Here is a 17268-nt window from a genome sequence, read left to right on the forward strand (position 1 = left end):
GTGGAATGAACGGCTGTATTAATCTACAGCATGAGAGGCACAGGGCGCCCCTGTGCCTCTCATGCACGGTGAAATTCTTTTAGTTTCGCTTTGCTGTATAAATGAGTACGGCGTCTCTAAGGAAAAGAGCAAGACCTGGTTTATGCTTATCATAGTAAGCGGTGAAGCGTTCGTCGTCGACGTACATCTGCGTGACTCCCGCATGGGCTTCCGGAGAATAGGTGCCCCAGTGCGACGTCAGCCACTGCCGGTGAAGGTCAGCGGCATGCTGCGCCGGTTCGCCGGCGGGATCGCCGGTATTCATGCCTTCCGCAAGCGAAGCGAACATCTCCTGCTCCACCTTTTGAATAGCTTTGAATTGTTCCTCCGTCATGTTGAGCAGCTGTTTGTTGGACCGGTCAACGGCATCGTCGCCGTATTTCTCGCGCACTTCCTTGCCATAGGCCTGCTCATTATCGTCAATCAGCTTTTGCTTGAAGCCTGCAAATTTCTCGGTATCGCTCATTGAAATCTTTCCTTCCTTGTCGGCCAGCGTCTTCTCTACATTCGAGATCAGCAGGTCGAGTTGTTTTCTTTTCTCCAGCAGCCTGTCATGATGCTCCTTAAGCGCTTTCGTTCCGTCGAACGAGGGCGAGGTCACGATTGCCTTGATGTTCTCCAGACTGAGGCCCAGCTCGCGGTAAAATAAAATCTGCTGCAGCAGATCGACCTCGGGACGGCCATAGATGCGGTAGCCGGAGGAGTTAATTCGGGCCGGTTTCAAAATCCCGAACTCATCGTAATAACGCAGCGTGCGCGCGCTGATTCCCGCAAGTAATGCGAGTTTTTGCACTGTGTATTCCGTGATGGCACCTCCTCACAAACTCAATGTACACCTTTACGCTGCGTCAATGTCAAACGTTTTATGTCAGCAGAAAAACCCTTGCCGGAGCAAGGGTTATGCCGGAAGGGAAGACGGATCTCTCTTCAGCCTTCGGTGTTCGGATTGGGAGCGGGGCGGGCGGGGAAAGCGCCAGGGGCGGGCATCTTCTCAAGCTCCGCGGCAAAATAGCGCTGAAGCTCCTCGACCTTGCGCGGATCGTCGAGCGGAACTTTGCCGGTAAAATAATGTTCCGTAACGAGTTCCCAGGTGGGGACGATTTTTTGCGACAGTATCGCTTTGATCGCAATCTTGACCGTCTTGCGCTCCCGGGCGTTGGAGAAGGTGTCTTTGTAATATTTCACCTGATCCAGATCAAGCTCGCCGAAGAGTGCGCGGAAAATGTCCGACGTCATGCGCGCATCACCGAGCGCCCGGTGGGCAGAGCCCGTGGATTCAAGGCCCAGAAGCTCCATAGCGCCTTCTACGCTGACATCATTCTTCAGTCCCCGGGCGCGCAGGAGACCTTTCAGCAGATCGTAGTAAGGCGTCTTCATCCAGTAGAGGTCGTCCATCTTATGCATGCGGGTATCCTGGATAATGCGCTTCATATCCTCCCCTCCCCAGGTCAGCAGCAGCACGCCGTCCGGGCTTAGGTCAAGCCAGCGCCGAAAGGCGGAGATGACTTTGGGAAAGCGGGGGGCGATGTCGATTTCTTCCTGCGGGATGCCCGTTTTTTTCTTTATGAACGAATTTAGCGTGGCAAAATAGACGGGTCTGATCAGCGAAGTGAACTCGTCGACAGGACGCAGCGAAGCGTCCAGCCGCACGGCGCCGATCTCGATAACCTCCATCGGATGCTCGCTGGCAAACTTGCGGCCGTTGAATTCAATGTCCAGAATGATATAATCCACAAAAGTTGCCTCCGTATACGCTTAGACTGATACGATCTCTCGCACCGATTCTTCTATTTTAACAAATTGTTCCCGGATTGACTTCCTTTGAGCGCCAATTTACAATTTACTAACCTGACATACGTGAAAAGGGGAGAAATATAGATGGCAATGGAGATTGAGCGCAAGTTCCTGCTTCCTGAGTTTCCGCAGCAGCTGATTGAAGAGGGGAAGCTGAACATTCACAGCCGGCAGCGCATCGAACAGACTTATTTGGCGATTGACGGACCGCAGGAGCTGCGCGTCCGCAAGCTTGAAGACCTCAGTTCCGGCGAGCTGCATTACACCCATACGTTCAAGAACGGCCTTGGCATCAGCCGCGAGGAAATCGAATATGAAATCTCGCAGGGCTTGTACGAACAAATGATTCGTGCCGTCCGGGCGGTGCCGCTGATTAAGGAACGCATTACCGGCGAATGGAACGGCATAACGGTAGAAATCGATATCTATGATCAACTGAAGCTGTCGGTCGTCGAGGTTGAATTTCATTCCTTGGAGGAAGCCCAAAGCTTCGAGGCGCCGGACTGGTTCGGCCTGGATATCAGCGAAGAGAAGAAATACAGCAACAAGACGGTCTGGAAAGAATTGCAGAATTCGGCTCACTAGCAAAGGAATTGCGAAAAATGGCGGAAAACTGGCGAAAGCATGCAGAATACAACGGACTTTAACACATAAACGTGTTAATATATATGGTAAATTCGAAAGCGCGAAATTCAGGGGGCTGAGTAGAAAATGAAATATATTAGCACAAGAGGCAGAGTTGAACCGAAAGGTTTTATTGATACGGTCTTAATGGGTCTGGCCGATGACGGCGGACTGATGATTCCTGATGTTATTCCTACCGTATCTGCACAGACGCTCGAAGAATGGCGGTCTTTAAGCTTTCAGGAGCTGTTCCTGAAGATTTTTTCCTATTATACAAACGGTGAAATCCCGGACGGGGACCTGAAGGAATTGGTGGAACGGAGCTACGCTTCATTCCGCCATCCGGAAGTGACGCCGCTTAAAGAAATCAATGATTCGCTGTATGTGCTGGAGCTGTTCCACGGGCCGACCTTTGCGTTCAAGGACGTTGCGCTGCAGTTTATGGGCGAGCTGTACTCTTATATTTCCAGAGTGCGCGGCGAAATTATTCATATTCTCGGCGCAACCTCCGGCGATACCGGAGCGGCGGCCATCGCGGGCGTACGCGGCAAGGAAGGCATCAAGATCTGTATTCTGCATCCGCATAATAAAGTCAGCAAGGTGCAGGAGCTTCAAATGACGACGGTCAATGACGCGAACGTGCTCAACCTGTCGGTCAAGGGCAACTTCGACGACTGCCAGAAGATTATCAAGGAGCTGTTCGCCGATCTGGACTTCAAGAGCCGGTATCATTTGCGCGCGATCAACTCGATCAACTTTGTGCGGATTTTGGCGCAGACGGTCTACTATTTCTATGCTTACCTGCATCTGCCGGAGGCGGCGCAAGGCAAGACGGTCAACATCAGTGTGCCATCCGGCAACTTTGGGAATATTTTCTCCGGCTATCTCGCTAAGAAGATGGGTCTGCCAATCAGCAAGCTGATCATTGCCACGAACGAGAACAACATTCTGGAGCGGTTCGTCAAGACCGGAGAGTACAAGCCCGGCGATTTCAAAAGCACGTACAGCCCTTCGATGGACATCCAGGTGGCAAGCAACTTCGAACGCTATCTGTATTATCTGTCCGGTGAGGATTCCGCGAAGGTGTCAGATTACATGGCGAAGCTTCAGCGTGAAGGGGCCATTACGGTCGATCCGGTGCTGCTTGAGCAGGTGCAGTCCGAATTTGCCGCGCTTGGCGTGAAGAATGAGGAGTGTCTGAACATAATCGCCAAATACCAGCAGGAATCCGGCTATTTGCTGGACCCGCATACCGCCTGCGGTATTGCCGCTTATGAAGAATATAACGGGCCGGGCGAGATCGGCATCACGTATGCAACCGCGCACCCGGCCAAGTTCGACGAAGCGATTTCCCTGCTGAACATCAAACAGGAGTTTCCGGCGGAGATTGCTGGTCTGTCTGCGCTGCCGCAGCACATGACCGTGACCGAGCATGACAAGGCAGAGATCGCAAGCCAGCTTGAGACCTTCTATACGCTTTCCGCAGAAATCGGATAGGGATGGATGATGTGAAAACTTTTAAAGGGAGAGATAGCTGCATGACCACCATTCGATTTGGCGTAGTCGGAACCAACTGGATTACGGACCGGTTCTTGAAGTCGGGACTGGAAAATGAAGATTTTCTGCTGACGGCTGTGTATTCCCGCAGCGAGGAGAAAGGCATGGCGTTCGCCGCGAAGTACGCCGGAGCCTCCGTCTACACCGATCTGGAAGCTATGGCGGCAAGCGACGAGATCGACGCCGTCTATATTGCGAGCCCTAATTCGCTGCATGCCGAGCATGCGCTTATCTGCATTAGTCACGGCAAGCATGTGCTGTGCGAGAAACCCGCCGCGTCCAACGCGGCTGAGCTGAGACGTGTAATCGAGGCTGCGCGGCGCAACAATGTGCTGTTTATGGAAGCGATGAAATCGACATTGGTTCCGAACTTCGGGATTATCAAAGAGAATCTGTATAAAATCGGCCGGATCCGGCGCTATTTCGCCAGCTACTGCCAGTATTCCTCGCGTTATGACGCTTTCCTTCAGGGAACGGTGCTGAATGCCTTCAATCCGGCATTTTCCAATGGCGCTCTGATGGATCTCGGCATTTATTGTCTTTATCCCATGGTCGTGCTGTTCGGCAAGCCGGATACGGTGAAGGCGACCGGCGTTATGCTGTCCTCTGGCGTTGACGGCGAGGGCAGCATCGTCATGCGTTACGATGATATGGATGCTGCCGTGATGTATTCCAAGATTACCGAATCCTATCTGCCGGTGGAAATCCAGGGCGAGAACGGCACGATGGTGATCGATAAAATCAGCCAGCCGTATGAGGTCAAGATTCGTTACAGAGACGGAATTGTTGAAGAGCTGACTGTGCCGCAGACCTACGAGTCGATGTTCTACGAAGCTCAGGAATTTATCCGCTTGCTTAAGGCGGGGGAACGCGAGAGCTCCGTCAATTCGCATGCCTGCTCGCTGGCGGCGGCGGAAATTATGGAGGAAGCGCGGCGGCAGATCGGACTGAGATACGCCGCGGATCAATGGTAGGAGAAACGGAGAGCGGAGCTTGAAGACATTTAAAAAGGTATACATCGAGATTACAAGCGTCTGCAATCTGGCCTGCAGCTTTTGCCCGCAAACGGAGCGGCAGGCCAAGTTTATGAATACTGAAACGTTCAGCGTCATTCTGGATGAGATCAAGCCGCATACCTCGCATATTTATCTGCATGTCAAAGGCGAGCCGCTGCTGCATCCGAGAATCCATGAACTGCTGGATGCCGCGCATGACAAAGGCTTCAAGGTTAACATTACGACCAACGGCACGCTGATCCGCAAAGCAGGGCACAAGCTGCTGGGGAAGCCGGCGCTGCGGCAGATGAACTTCTCGCTGCACAGCTTCGACGGACATGAGGGCTCCGAGGACCGCGCAGGGTATCTTTCACAGATTATCGGATTCGCCAAGGAAGCTGCGGCGCAGGGGGTCTTTATCTCCTTCCGGCTCTGGAATCTCACACCGGACAATCTGACGAATCTGCAAAGAAACCGGAATCGGGAGACGCTGTCCGTACTGGAATCGGCATTCGAGCTGGATTACCAGATCGAGGAAAAGATCGTTCCCGGAAGCAGCGTGAAGATCGCCGAGCGGATCTTTCTGAATCAGGACCATGAGTTTGAGTGGCCCAGTCTTAGCGCGCCCGAAGACGATGGTAAAGGGTTCTGCCATGCCCTTCGCAGCCAGGCCGCCGTACTGGTCGACGGGACGGTGGTGCCCTGCTGTCTGGATGGAGAGGGCGTCATTAATCTCGGCAACATTAACCAGACGCCGTTCTCCGAGATCGTGGAGGGAGAACGGGCGAACAATCTGTTCTACGGCTTCTCCCGCAGGGAAGCGGTGGAGGAGCTGTGCCGCAGATGCGGCTACAGGCAGCGGTTCGGTTCGAGCGAACCGGAAAGGGCTGCCGTTGTAAATCGCAATGAGAACTGAACGGTAGTATAGGGAACGGATGGTCTATTAGGGGCTGTCCCATAAGTGGATAATCTGAAAATGCAAAGAGGAGTTAAGAAGCCGGCAGGTCTTTCGGTTTTGAAAGACTTGCTGGCTTCTGTTATTCTTATTCGTCAACGTTTTCACAGAGTAAGAAAGTGAATTCGGGAGACTCGAAAAAGATTTTTGAGGCGGCCCGGGTGTTGATATGTATTGCTGCGAGCGTGGGTGCGGCCTCCTTGTCGCTTCAAACTCAAGTGATGAGGTTAGGTTGGTTGTGACTTAAGTTCAGCGTCTTGCAAAAAAGCTAAGATGCAGCTTTTTTTACCCAAAACGCTTATTCACAAGGAAATCCTGCTATCATACAGGAATTTGAGGCTGTGCTGACTGAATTTGAGGCTGAGCGGAGAAAAACCTGTATTTTCGTAGGCATGTTATACAATAGGTGTTCTCAGGCAACCAAAAGCTGCACAATCTCAGTTTTTTGCATACTTTGCTTTATCATGCCCCCAGGGGCTGGAAATACATTACTCCTGTTAACGTTTACGAAGTTCAATTCCCCCTCAAAAAAACGTCCCGGCAGCCATTTCCATGGCATAGGGTACACCCTCTTTTTACGCGATCAATGGATGGGTAGTCAGTTGGGTGCAGTTAACCGCTCTGCTTCCCCTGAGGCATGATAGGCATCCAATATCGATGCAAGCAGTCCGGGAAAACGGGTCTCTAGATCCTCCGTACGGATACTGGAGAAGCGCTGCGTGCCTTGCACACGGACGCGAAGTATGCCCGCCTCCCTCAGTGTCCGGTAATGATGGGAAAGGGTGGATTTGACGACGGGGACAGCGATATCTCCGCATCTCCGCTCTCCTGATTTATGGATAACATCAACCAGATATAATCGGATCGGGTCGCTTAGGGCGTAAAGCACAGAGGACAATTGAATATCCTGGCAGTCCGGATGATGGAGCATTTTCACATCAAAAAGCCTCCTCAAAGAGCATCTGCCCGACTGATCGGCACGACCTTCACTTTGGATTTCTTGAACGTAACGAAGGAATATATAATCAGAGCCAGCCAAATGAGTGAAAAGCTGATCAAATTCCCTTCCGAGAACGGTTCGTTAAATAAGAAAATGGCAAGCAGCAAGCTCGTAGTCGGCGCGATATATTGGAAAAACCCGACGAATGAAAGCGGAAGCAGCTGCATGGATTTGGCGAACCAGAATAAAGGCATCGCTGTCGCTGCGCCTGAGAGCAGGAGAAGAATGATCGAGAAAGGCGGTAAAGAAGTGAAGGTTCCCGTTCCCTGCGATTGGATATAGAACAGATAGCCAAGAGCGACGGGAAGCGCAACAATCGTTTCTCCCGCCAGACCAAGCAGAACATCCAGCTTCGCTATCTTTTTGGCAAGGCCGTACAAGGCAAAAGAAACCGCCAAAGATATAGCCACCCACGGAATATGCCCGTATTGCACAGCCATAATCAGAACGCCGAGGCCCGCCAGAAAGAGAGACAGCCATTGTCCCGGCGACAGCCGTTCTCTCAGGAAAACGACGGCGAACAATACGCTGATCAGGGGGTTCATATAGTACCCCAGGCTTGTTTCGATCACATGATTGTTGTTAACCGCCCAAATAAAGAGAAACCAGTTCAGGCTGATAAAAATGGAGCAGAGAACAATGGCTGCCGCGCTTCTTCGGTTTGAACCCACACTCTTTAGCCGCCTCCACTGCCTGGACACCGTAACAAGAACCGCTACGAATACAAAGGACCAGGTAATCCGCTGCGCCAGAATTTCCCACGCGGGCATTGCTGTAAACAGGCGCCAATATAACGGCAAAAACCCCCATGTCAAATAGGCCAAGACGGCGTAAATGATTCCCTTCTTCATCAATTGATCCCCCAGTAAATAAATCGAGAATATGATTCTAAAGTTCGATTGCAATCGAAATTCCGAATAATGGAAATTTAACATACAATCAGATGAAATGCAATTATGAATTTGAAAATGACATTAACAGGAAGGATAAGCGCAAAAAGCCTTTGGGGTGCGGGCATGAAACCATCATGCTCCGCTCCCCGAAAGGCTTTTTAAATCTTTTATGTCTGCGGGCAACTTGCGCCGTTTCAGGCTGCCCGAGAAAGTCTCGGGCAGCCGCCGGAGTCTCAATGCACCGGAGCCGGTTCGCTACTGATCATCAGCACATCGTCCAGCCAGGAGAACACGCGGTGGTTGAACAGCTGCAGCGCGCCGAAATGACAGTGTTCTTCTGCTCCGTCCTCCTTGGTGAGCTTCAGATAGGTCTTAGGGCAGGTCAGCGCATTATACAATCTCTCGGGCTGTCCGGCAAAGAAGTGATCCTCCTCCGCTTCGCAGACCAGCGTTGGGCAGATAACCAGGTCAGCGATTCCATCCATGGTGCAGGGCTCCGTCTTCTCGACCAGCTCGCTGAGAGAGTTGGCCTGAAAGGTGAACATGCCGTTATCAACCGCCCACCGCACGCCGCTGTGGTGCTGCATAACCTTGGCTACGGTCTCTTCATACTCCTCGATGGTAGAGTCTGTTCTACCCTGCATGAATTTCTGGCCCATTTCCCGGAAGCGGAAGGTATGCACGCCGTCGTTGGCGATGCAGGCGGCAAGGCGGTGCTCGAAGGCTGCCGCCCGGGGCGCGAGATAGCCCCCGAAGCTGATGCCCATCAGCGCGATGCGGTTCGGATCAACTTCGGGACGGCTTATTACATAATCGACGACAGGCGTAATCACCTTCTCCCAATCGTGGCGGAAAGGAATCCGCTCCTCGCGGATGACGGAGCCCTGGCCGGGACCCTCAAACGTAAGGCAGTGATAGCCCCGCTGGAGAGCGGCCGCCGCTCCGCCGAAATACAGCTCTTCGCCCGTGGAATCGTAGCCGCCGTGAATAATCAGGATCGGACGGGGCTCCGTCACGTTCGGAGCCGTATAGAAGTAACCGGAGAGCGTGGTTCCTTCATACGGAATGCTTACCTGCTCCACCTTGGTGTCCATCAGCTTCGCCGCTTGTCTGAAGGTGTCGCGGCTCAGCTTCCAGGTGGAGAGCAGGCGCGGATCTTCTGCGTTGCCGTGAAGGTAGAACTCCGATGTGCGGTAGTAGTTGGAAGCGCGGAGATACGCCTCGCGGGCGCCAATCCGCTTGCCGGCTGCCCGCGCCTCGTCGCCCAATGCATGGACGCGTTCGGCGGTCCGGAACCACTCTCTATGCCAGCTCTCGAAATCGCCTTCGGCAATGCGGGAGGCGGTCAGCAGGCATTCGCCGATATCCGCTCCTCCGTATGGCGCATAGCTGACCGTCCTCAGCAGTTCAAAAGAAAAATTCTCGTCATTAAACACAAGCTTCATAAATTTTTCGCTCCTTTATGAATAATGGATTTGTGCGCGCCTAAATAATAGGTTAATATTAACCTATGACATAATGATCTATATGTCAATAATAACTTATGTTAAATTTAACTTAAAGTTGGAGTGAGAAGAATGAGTTCGATTAAACATGCTTTGCTGAGCTTGCTGGCAAGAGAACCGCTGAGCGGATATGATATGAAGCAGCACATGAACGGCCGGGTCAGCTTTTTTTACAAAATCAATAACAACCAGTTGTATCCCACCCTTGCCAAGCTTGAAGCGGAAGGGCTGGTCCGGCTGGAAGCACATGAGCGCGAATCGTACCGTCCCGCGCGGAAGGTGTACAGCATTACGGACCAAGGACTGGATGTCCTCAAGGCGTGGGTGATGGACGCGGAGGAGCCAAGGTCGGTGGATGATTTCATGCTGAAGCAGTACAACTCCTGGCTGGTGGAGCCGGAAGCAATGATCGGAATTTTGCGGGAGAAGCGCAAGGAGCACGAGGAACGGCTGGAGATTTACCGTGGCAAAATCACAGGCTTCCGCGAGCAGCAGGCTGTTTATCCCGGCAGCCACCCGCTGTTCTCCTCGATTGCGGTGATTGAGATGGGAATCCGGAATGAAGTGAGCTCTATCGAGTGGTGCGATAAAGTAATCGAAGCGCTGGGCAGGGATAAGATTTAAGAAGGGGGAGAATTGGAGCTAGACATTACGGGGAAACATTGATAAAATCTATGGATAATAAGGATATATTCAATTTGTTTTTATAAAACACGCTTACTACAATAAAGAGAGAAGATATTTCAATGTGAAAATATTCTCGGGTATGAATTCTGCAACATGACTCATTCATTTTCTCCTTAAACAATTGGTGCGGCACAGCTTGTGAAAAAGAACACAAGGGGCTCTGTCAAAAGCCACAGGGGATTGCAATCTGAATGACAGCAGGGCGGTGCACAACCGGACGCAATGGGGGAAGAGTATGAAGAACAAGTATTTGTCAGCATCTTTGGGATTGTACATTAACTATTTCGTTCACGGCATGGCATTGATCATTATTGCTCAAAATATCGATTTTTTATCGAGTCAATGGAATACGGATAATGCTGGTGCCGCTGCGGTTGTTTCTTCTTTAGGCATCGGTAAGCTGGTAGCCGTCTTTTTTTCAGGCAAGCTTTCCGACCGGTTTGGACGGAAGCCTTCAGTAGTGCTGGGAATCTTTTTTTATGTGTTATTCTTTGTCGGTATTCTGCTCAGCCCGAATGCTGTGATTGCTTATATGTTCGGCATATCCGCCGGGGTGGCAAATTCCTTCCTGGATACAGGGACGTATCCGGCATTGATGGAGGCCTTTCCCAAGAAGTCCGCTCCCGCGAATATCATCATAAAAGCCTTTATCCAAGGCGGGCAGTTTATGCTGCCTTATCTTATCGGGTTTCTGATACTACGGGACTTGTGGTTTGGATGGAGCTTTATTTTTCTAATTGCGGTTATCTGCGTCAATCTTGTATTTATCCTTACACGCACCTTCCCGCCTATGGCTGACGTTTCTCACGAAAGTGAAGAAGCGGGGCCGCAAAAGGTAAGAACCTTTCATTTCAGTATGAATGAAATTTGCCTGATCATGTTCGGATTCGTTGCGCAAACCTTACTCTACATCCTGGGACAATGGATTGCCAAGTACGGCTCGGAGGTTGTGCATATGAGCGAAGGCTCATCGCGGCTTCTGGTTAGCTACGGAAGTCTTGGCGCGATCTGTTGTGTGTTAGTGACCTTTGCGCTGGGAAACCGGGGCATTAAATCGATCTATTTTATGATGCTTTATACAGTTATGTCAGCGGTCGTTTCGCTGGTAATTTGGGCGTTCCCGGTGCCGGTGGTCTGCACTGTAGGGGCTGTGCTGCTGGGTTATTTCTCTAGCGGCGGACTGATTCAGCTCGGACTTACGCTGCTGGCCGAGAAATCTTCGCGAGGGAAAGGGCTGGTAACGAGCTTGTACACGATCGCGGAGGGAATCGCTATTTTTACCATTCCCCTTGTAGCGTCTGCCATCTCCAGAGTCAATATCGGGGGGATCTTCCTGCTGAACGGGGCGGTCGCTTTGTTCGGATTTACGCTGACTCTGATTATTTTTATCCGGGATAAGCGGCCAGTAAATGAAGCAAGCGTTCAAGTAGAACAAGTCCAGTGCTAGAGAGGCACGCCCCAGAGATTAATAGGAAAAATAATAGACACAGGCTTAGGGCCTGTGTCTATTTCGTAATGGAGCGGTGAACATGTCGAAAGCAGGGCCTCCCTGTTAACCTTCGAGACCAAACAGCATGCGTAGTCCGCCTTGATTCCGGTTGGAACTATCCAATCTGAATCGGGAGGGGATCTCTGCATGAGGAGTGGTCGAACCGCTTGCCGCCGGATATTTGCATCACCGGATCGGCTCTTCCAAGAGAGCAACCATGCATTCGTTCCAGTCCCTGGGCCAGAATGCCGCGCTTATTGCGACAGGAATGGGTTTCGGCTATTTTTCATCGAAGTGGGATGTGTTTGGCGGCTACGGTTTTGTCGGATTCATGTATCTGGCATTTGCGGCGCCTTTTTATGATAACAAGTATGACAAAATCAGCCCTTCCTAATGATTCTGGGCGGCCCAAGCTGCCCTGACATTAGGAGGCGGCTTTTTTGCGCTGCAGGCTAAGAATTATCTGCTTTTTTAAATAGCTGAATTGGTTGGCAGTAAAGGGAAACGGGTAAAAGAATTTAGGGTTTCACCGGGAGACTCATGGATGAATAAGTAGATCTGTATTAGCTTTTGGACGCAGCAGGATAGGGTAGCCCGGAAAGAAGTGGAGGAGTGCTTGATTATGATGGGAGAGAGACCTGAGCCGGTACCGATAAATCCGATCACTGAGATTGCTAAGGTAGGACATATTTTATACACGTACGATGACTGCGAGAGCTATATCGACAATGCTGTGTCCTATGTCACGACCGGTATTCATCAAGGATACCAGATCTTGTTCATTGACAATGAGGTTACGTACCGCAGACTGCTTGACAGGCTTGAGGAAGTACTGTCCGCCGAGCAGTTGGAGGATGTCCATTATGTCGATAATTTTGAATTTTACCGTATATACGGCGATTTCCATTGCGATAGCATTATCAATCATTTTGAGAGAATCCTGATGCCTTTCCTGGACCGGCAGATCCTGGTCAGAACCTGGGCTCATGTCCAGTGGAATGAGAGAGAGCGGAACAACATTCACATTACGCTTGAAGAATTCGAAAGAAAGGCGGACGGTTCCGTGATCGGCAACGGTCTTATGTCCGTCTGTGCCTATAACGCACGGGAAATCTCCGCATCGCTGCAGAATGTTCTGCTTCAGACGCATGAATATTTGATGACAGACAGGGAATTCATCGCTTCCCCCCTGTATAAGAGTCCTCAAGCGTTTGAAGGGACTTTTCCTTCGCTCTCGGTCCAGAGCCAGCTTCTTAACGAGCAGAAGCAGCTTCTGATCGAGAAGGAAGCGGCTGAACAAATGACTAAGATCAAGAATGAATTTATTGCCATGATGAATCATGAGATACGGACACCGATGAATGGCGTGCTTGGCATGACGGAACTGCTGTCCGAAACGAATCTGGATCACGAGCAGGCGGAGTATTTGGATGCGATCCGCAAAAGCGGAGAATCCCTGCTCCGAATCGTTAACGACATTCTGGATTTCTCCAAGATTGAATCGGGCCGCGCCTATGCCGTGAACGAGCCTTTTCGGATTAGGGACTGCATTGAGGAAGTGCTGGATGTACTGCTGCTGAAGATTTTGGCGAAAAACTTGGACATCAAAGTATCCGTCGACCCCGACATCCCGGAAAGGATTACAGGCGACTACAATCGTCTGAGACAGGTGCTCTTGAATCTGATTGAGAATGCTGTGAAATTTACCGAAGAGGGGGGCATTCATATTTCGGTCAATAGCCTGGCCCGGAGCGGCAGCAGGATTCAGCTTCAGGTCACAATCACGGATACCGGAATCGGAATACCGGAGGAGGCGCTTAAAAATCTTTTTCAGCCGTTCTATCAAGTGGATAATGGCTTGACGCGAAAGGTGGAAGGAACCGGCCTTGGTCTGGCCATCTCCAAAAAGCTCGTGGAATTGATGGGCGGCGAGATCATGGTGCGGGTGCCGGAAGAGCCGGGTACGGCTTTTTTATTCACTGCGGAATTCGGAGTAATCCCCACGGAGAGCCGCACCGCGGCTGCAGAAGAGGGCCCTGGCAAGTTCCCGTATTCCATGCGGGTGCTTGTAGCGGAAGATAATGAGATCAATCAGCTTATCCTAAAAAAACGTCTTGAAAAACTCGGGCATACCGTGACCATTGCGGCAAATGGAAGGGAGGCGGTCCAGTCCGCCGTCAGCATACCTTACGATATCATTCTGATGGATGTCCGAATGCCGGTGATGGATGGGCTCGAAGCCGCGCAGGTGATCAGAAATACGCTTGCCCAAGGTCAAGTGCCTTATATGGTGGCGTTGACGGCCAATTCCCTGCGGGACGACCGCGGCAAGTGCCTGGATAATGGGATGGATGAATATTTGACAAAACCAGTCGATAATGAAGCGTTGGCTGCCGTGCTGGAAAAAGCAGCGGCCCGAAAAGCCGACAGCGGCAAAGCCCTCAATATGCCGGACAATCGATAATCATGTACCGCGCTCCTGGAGACATTGCTGAATGCAGAGACAGTGAGCGCGGGCTGAAATGTGTCCGTGCGGTAATGCAGCATTGCAATACGGAGAGGGAAGATAATGTGATGATAACGCAGAAAGGCAAAAAAGGCAGGCTCTTCGCTTTTAAGCGACGGTGCCTGCCTTTTTCTTATTGAAAATTCTGGGATAGCGCTTCATTATGAGCATGCGCCCTTGGGTTGCCTGCGAAAATCAGCTCTTCTGGTCTGCGCGGCGTATGCGGCGGGACAGCCTAGGATAGGCCGCCTGAGATTCCGCTTGCAGATTCTGCCCCCTGCCTGGTCGATCCCCGCAGGACAACGCTTGATTCCAAATAGATGATTTCCTTATGGCGGTCCGGCTGCTCAATCCGGTTAAGAAGCGTCTCGACGACGCGCGTTCCGAGCTCATAGGGGTAAGTGTGAACCGTAGTTAGCGGCGGGTCGATGATTTTAGCGTTCGGGACATCGTCAAACCCCGTCACTTCAATTTGGCTTGGCACCTGAACTTTCAGTTCCTTGAGCGCGCGGATCGCGCATATGCCGATATCGTCATTGGCACAAATAAACGCGGTGGGCAGCTTAGCCAGAGCCTTCAGCCTCTCTTCCATCCATTCGACGGAAAGGTAGGGCTGTGTGTCGTCCGGCGTTATGCTGAATGCGGGGTTGGGCCCCTGGCCGAATTCCCTCATCGCGCGCTCGAAACCAAGCCATCTCTCGTAAAAGCTTCGGCAGTGGTACAAATCTCCGATGAAGCCGATATTCTCGTGCCCCTCTTCGATCAACGTCTTGGTGAGGGTATAGGCGGAATATTCATTCTCGACCATAACAATGTCGTACTTGTAGCTGCCAAAGACGGTGCGCGGAAGGAAATCGATGAATACGGTCGGGATTCCGGCGCCAAGGATCGTTTCGACATAAGGTTCATGAAAAATCTCCATGCAGACGATTCCATCGATATTGAACGGATTGATATTGGACGGCAGCACATTGCTGCGGATATCATCAGGCTTCACCAGCATCAGAATCAGATTGAAGCCCTGGGCGCTGAGGCCCGTTTCCATTCCTTTAATCGTCTCGGCATAGAAGCTGATGGCATTGATATCTCCACGGGTGAGCAGCGCGATGTTTCCCATATTCATGCTGGAGAAATTCTTATATTTAAGCTCGGCCGCTTTTTGCAGAATCTTCTCCCTGGTCGCATCGGGAATTTGCGGATGATTATTCAGCGCTTTGGATACGGTATTGCGCGACAATCCCAAAGCATCGGCGATATTTTGAATGGTCACTCTCTCGGCCATAGACAGCAAGCTCCTTTTTGACTCATGAGTTTTACATAAGCTTTTACATTTATCGTAAAAATGCGAGAATAATTTGCGCAAATATAAATATTAATGTAAAGAAGAAAGTTTGGAATATTGAGCTAATATATGCGGATTACACATAAATTACATACACTTTATGGTATTTAACATGTTTTACTATCTTATTATATAATTTTTTTCAGGTACTGCATAGTTTGTCCCGACTTTCGGACAGGACAAGAGATCTACCCCATGAAAACAAGAATGGACCTTGGCATGGAGACGAAAACCCGGAAGAGTATCTCATAAAACGAATACCTAAAAAAGGATTGACACCCTGAATTGAAAGCGCTATACTTCAATTGCAATATTTTAGTTTACATTTGTAATGTATTATGTAAATAAAATGACGTTCAGGTGAATAACCGCGTTTAAAGTGAATCTGAAAGGCGAGCGACAGGAGGGGGAACATGGCTGAAACGTATCGCGAGCTTTACCGCCCGCAATTTCATTTGACGCCGCCAGAGGGACCGATGAGCGATCCGAACGGGATGGTGTTCTACGAAGGGGAATACCATCAGTTCTATCAATTCACGGGCAGATGGGGCCATGCGGTAAGCCGTGATCTGCTGCACTGGGAGCATCTGCCGCTGGCGCTCGTAGCCGACGAACTGGGCGACGTCTGGTCGGGCAGCGCCGTGGTGGACTGGCGGGACAGCAGCGGTTTCTTCGGCGGAGGGAGCGGTTTGGTAGCGATATTTACCCATTTTAATGAAGGCCTCCAATCCCAAAGCATCGCGTATAGCTTGGACAAGGGAAGAAGCTGGGTGAAGTATGCGGGCAATCCGGTCATCCCGAATCCCGGCCTTCAGGATTTTCGCGATCCGAAGGTGCTGTGGCATGAGGAGACGGGACGCTGGGTCATGGCGGTCAGCGTGGACAGAGCCATTCATTTCTACAGTTCGCCCAATTTGCGGGAATGGCGGTTTGAGAGCAGCTTCGGCGGTTTAGGTTGCCTGGACGCCGTATGGGAGTGTCCCGATTTGTTCCGTCTTCCCGTCTTGGGTGAGAACGGCGAGAGCCGCTGGGTGCTGCATGTCAGTGTCGGCGACAACGAAATTACGGACGGTTCCACTGCCCAGTATTTCGTCGGACACTTCGACGGCTGCCGCTTTGTCTGCGAACATGAGGACGACCGCCCTCGCTGGACCGATTTCGGGCAGGATTTCTACGCCGCCGTTTCGTATTCGGATATTCCGCAGGAGGACGGCCGGACAATCTGGCTTGCATGGACCTCCAACTGGCAGTATCCCTTTCATTCTCCAACAGAGCCTTGGAAAGGCGGTATGTCGGTTCCAAGGACGCTGGGGCTTGCAAGAAACGGCAGCGGAGAGCTTCGCCTTGTGCAGCAGCCGGTAAGGGAGCTTTCTGCGCTGCGCGAAGAACCGCTCCATTACGGTCCGGTGGAGGTTAAGGATGAAATCCTCAGCCTTCCATTCAAAGGACTGTCGTATGAATTCGAGGCGGAGGTCAGCTGGGACAGTGCGGAGGAATTTGGTATTCATGTCAGGGTATCGGGTGACGAGCACACCGTTCTCGGCGTAAGCCCGCTGCGCGGCGAACTGTTCCTCGACCGGGGCAGATCGGGATTCAGCGAACTGCCAAAGCGTACCGGAGGAACGGCGAATTTCGCCAAGGTATTCCGGGCGCCGCGAAGCTTCGAAACGGGCAGGCTGACCATGCGGGGCTTTGTGGACGATTCGGTCATTGAGTGGTTTATCGGGGACGGCGAGGAAGTGTTTACGTCGCTTGTCTATCCCCGGCCGGATAGCGTCGGACTCGAATTGTTCGCTCATGGCGGAAACGTATCATTCAGCCAATTTACGGTGTATCCCCTGAAACCTGTCTGGATATAAACAGAAGATAGAAAAATATCATT

General features: G+C 51.4%; 15 protein-coding genes. 9 read left to right on the top strand and 6 right to left on the bottom strand.

Going from position 1 to position 17268, the window contains the following annotated elements; genetic code table 11:
* Window positions 1–79: 79 nt before the first annotated feature.
* Both KP014_RS07890 and KP014_RS07895 read right to left on the bottom strand, forming a co-directional pair.
* On the bottom strand, window positions 80–832 hold the full coding sequence (locus KP014_RS07890) for a MerR family transcriptional regulator (protein WP_246590664.1): 753 nt from the start codon (window positions 830–832) through the stop codon (window positions 80–82).
* A 134-nt stretch (window positions 833–966) separates the two neighbouring features.
* Window positions 967–1773 (bottom strand): 3'-5' exonuclease, encoded by an 807-nt coding sequence (locus KP014_RS07895; RefSeq protein WP_036602615.1) that lies wholly within the window; start codon window positions 1771–1773, stop codon window positions 967–969.
* A gap of 144 nt (window positions 1774–1917) precedes the next feature.
* Between KP014_RS07895 and KP014_RS07900 the strand changes: the two genes are divergently transcribed.
* The 4 genes from KP014_RS07900 (at window position 1918) to KP014_RS07915 (ending at window position 5925) form a co-directional block, all read left to right on the top strand.
* Window positions 1918–2418: a CYTH domain-containing protein gene (locus tag KP014_RS07900; RefSeq protein WP_036602618.1), complete on the top strand. Its 501-nt coding sequence runs from the start codon at window positions 1918–1920 to the stop codon at window positions 2416–2418.
* 126 nt (window positions 2419–2544) lie between these two features.
* The gene (thrC, locus tag KP014_RS07905; protein ID WP_036602621.1) at window positions 2545–3954 is read left to right on the top strand and encodes a threonine synthase; all 1410 of its coding nucleotides are present in this window, start codon (window positions 2545–2547) and stop codon (window positions 3952–3954) included.
* A gap of 50 nt (window positions 3955–4004) precedes the next feature.
* The gene (locus tag KP014_RS07910; protein ID WP_090834516.1) at window positions 4005–4988 is read left to right on the top strand and encodes a Gfo/Idh/MocA family protein; all 984 of its coding nucleotides are present in this window, start codon (window positions 4005–4007) and stop codon (window positions 4986–4988) included.
* A 19-nt stretch (window positions 4989–5007) separates the two neighbouring features.
* Window positions 5008–5925 carry a radical SAM/SPASM domain-containing protein gene (locus KP014_RS07915; RefSeq protein WP_051500551.1) on the top strand — a complete coding sequence of 306 codons (918 nt, stop codon included), beginning with the start codon at window positions 5008–5010 and terminating at the stop codon, window positions 5923–5925.
* Window positions 5926–6562: 637 nt separating this feature from the next.
* Here KP014_RS07915 and KP014_RS07920 read toward each other — a convergent pair.
* The 3 genes from KP014_RS07920 to KP014_RS07930 form a co-directional block, all read right to left on the bottom strand.
* Window positions 6563–6901, bottom strand: coding sequence for an ArsR/SmtB family transcription factor (locus KP014_RS07920; protein ID WP_036602627.1), 339 nt, complete (start codon window positions 6899–6901; stop codon window positions 6563–6565).
* A 14-nt stretch (window positions 6902–6915) separates the two neighbouring features.
* Window positions 6916–7815, bottom strand: coding sequence for an EamA family transporter RarD (gene rarD / locus KP014_RS07925; protein ID WP_036602630.1), 900 nt, complete (start codon window positions 7813–7815; stop codon window positions 6916–6918).
* Between the two features lie 275 nt (window positions 7816–8090).
* Entirely contained in the window at window positions 8091–9302 is a 1212-nt protein-coding gene (locus KP014_RS07930; protein WP_036602633.1) for an alpha/beta hydrolase family protein, read from the bottom strand.
* Between the two features lie 132 nt (window positions 9303–9434).
* On the opposite strand from KP014_RS07930, the gene KP014_RS07935 reads away from it, so the two are divergent.
* The 4 genes from KP014_RS07935 (at window position 9435) to KP014_RS07950 (ending at window position 14002) form a co-directional block, all read left to right on the top strand.
* On the top strand, window positions 9435–9986 hold the full coding sequence (locus tag KP014_RS07935) for a PadR family transcriptional regulator (RefSeq protein ID WP_036602634.1): 552 nt from the start codon (window positions 9435–9437) through the stop codon (window positions 9984–9986).
* 250 nt (window positions 9987–10236) lie between these two features.
* On the top strand, window positions 10237–11496 hold the full coding sequence (locus KP014_RS07940; RefSeq protein ID WP_139210636.1) for an MFS transporter: 1260 nt from the start codon (window positions 10237–10239) through the stop codon (window positions 11494–11496).
* A 196-nt stretch (window positions 11497–11692) separates the two neighbouring features.
* Window positions 11693–11932, top strand: a complete 240-nt coding sequence (locus KP014_RS07945) for a hypothetical protein (protein WP_036602638.1) — start codon at window positions 11693–11695, stop codon at window positions 11930–11932.
* A 228-nt stretch (window positions 11933–12160) separates the two neighbouring features.
* Window positions 12161–14002: an ATP-binding protein gene (locus KP014_RS07950; protein WP_051500552.1), complete on the top strand. Its 1842-nt coding sequence runs from the start codon at window positions 12161–12163 to the stop codon at window positions 14000–14002.
* 277 nt (window positions 14003–14279) lie between these two features.
* Here the strand turns inward: KP014_RS07950 and KP014_RS07955 are convergent, their stop codons facing one another.
* Window positions 14280–15326 carry a LacI family DNA-binding transcriptional regulator gene (locus tag KP014_RS07955; RefSeq protein ID WP_036602649.1) on the bottom strand — a complete coding sequence of 349 codons (1047 nt, stop codon included), beginning with the start codon at window positions 15324–15326 and terminating at the stop codon, window positions 14280–14282.
* Window positions 15327–15799: 473 nt separating this feature from the next.
* Here KP014_RS07955 and KP014_RS07960 point away from each other — a divergent pair, with 473 nt between their 5' ends.
* A complete protein-coding gene (locus KP014_RS07960) occupies window positions 15800–17245 on the top strand; it encodes a glycoside hydrolase family 32 protein (protein WP_051500553.1) in 1446 nt (481 codons plus the stop codon).
* Window positions 17246–17268 lie beyond the last annotated feature (23 nt).

This window comes from Paenibacillus sophorae (genome assembly GCF_018966525.1).
GTDB classification, from domain to species: domain Bacteria; phylum Bacillota; class Bacilli; order Paenibacillales; family Paenibacillaceae; genus Paenibacillus_AQ; species Paenibacillus_AQ sophorae.

What these genes read in the sequence shown, in the direction of transcription:
- KP014_RS07935 (WP_036602634.1), top strand. Translation starts at nt 9,435, where the DNA reads ATGAGTTCGATTAAACATGCTTTGCTGAGCTTGCTGGCAAGAGAACCG.
- thrC (WP_036602621.1), top strand. Translation starts at nt 2,545, where the DNA reads ATGAAATATATTAGCACAAGAGGCAGAGTTGAACCGAAAGGTTTTATT.
- rarD (WP_036602630.1), bottom strand. Translation starts at nt 7,815, where the DNA reads ATGAAGAAGGGAATCATTTACGCCGTCTTGGCCTATTTGACATGGGGG.
- KP014_RS07955 (WP_036602649.1), bottom strand. Translation starts at nt 15,326, where the DNA reads ATGGCCGAGAGAGTGACCATTCAAAATATCGCCGATGCTTTGGGATTG.
- KP014_RS07900 (WP_036602618.1), top strand. Translation starts at nt 1,918, where the DNA reads ATGGCAATGGAGATTGAGCGCAAGTTCCTGCTTCCTGAGTTTCCGCAG.
- KP014_RS07930 (WP_036602633.1), bottom strand. Translation starts at nt 9,302, where the DNA reads ATGAAGCTTGTGTTTAATGACGAGAATTTTTCTTTTGAACTGCTGAGG.
- KP014_RS07960 (WP_051500553.1), top strand. Translation starts at nt 15,800, where the DNA reads ATGGCTGAAACGTATCGCGAGCTTTACCGCCCGCAATTTCATTTGACG.
- KP014_RS07950 (WP_051500552.1), top strand. Translation starts at nt 12,161, where the DNA reads ATGATGGGAGAGAGACCTGAGCCGGTACCGATAAATCCGATCACTGAG.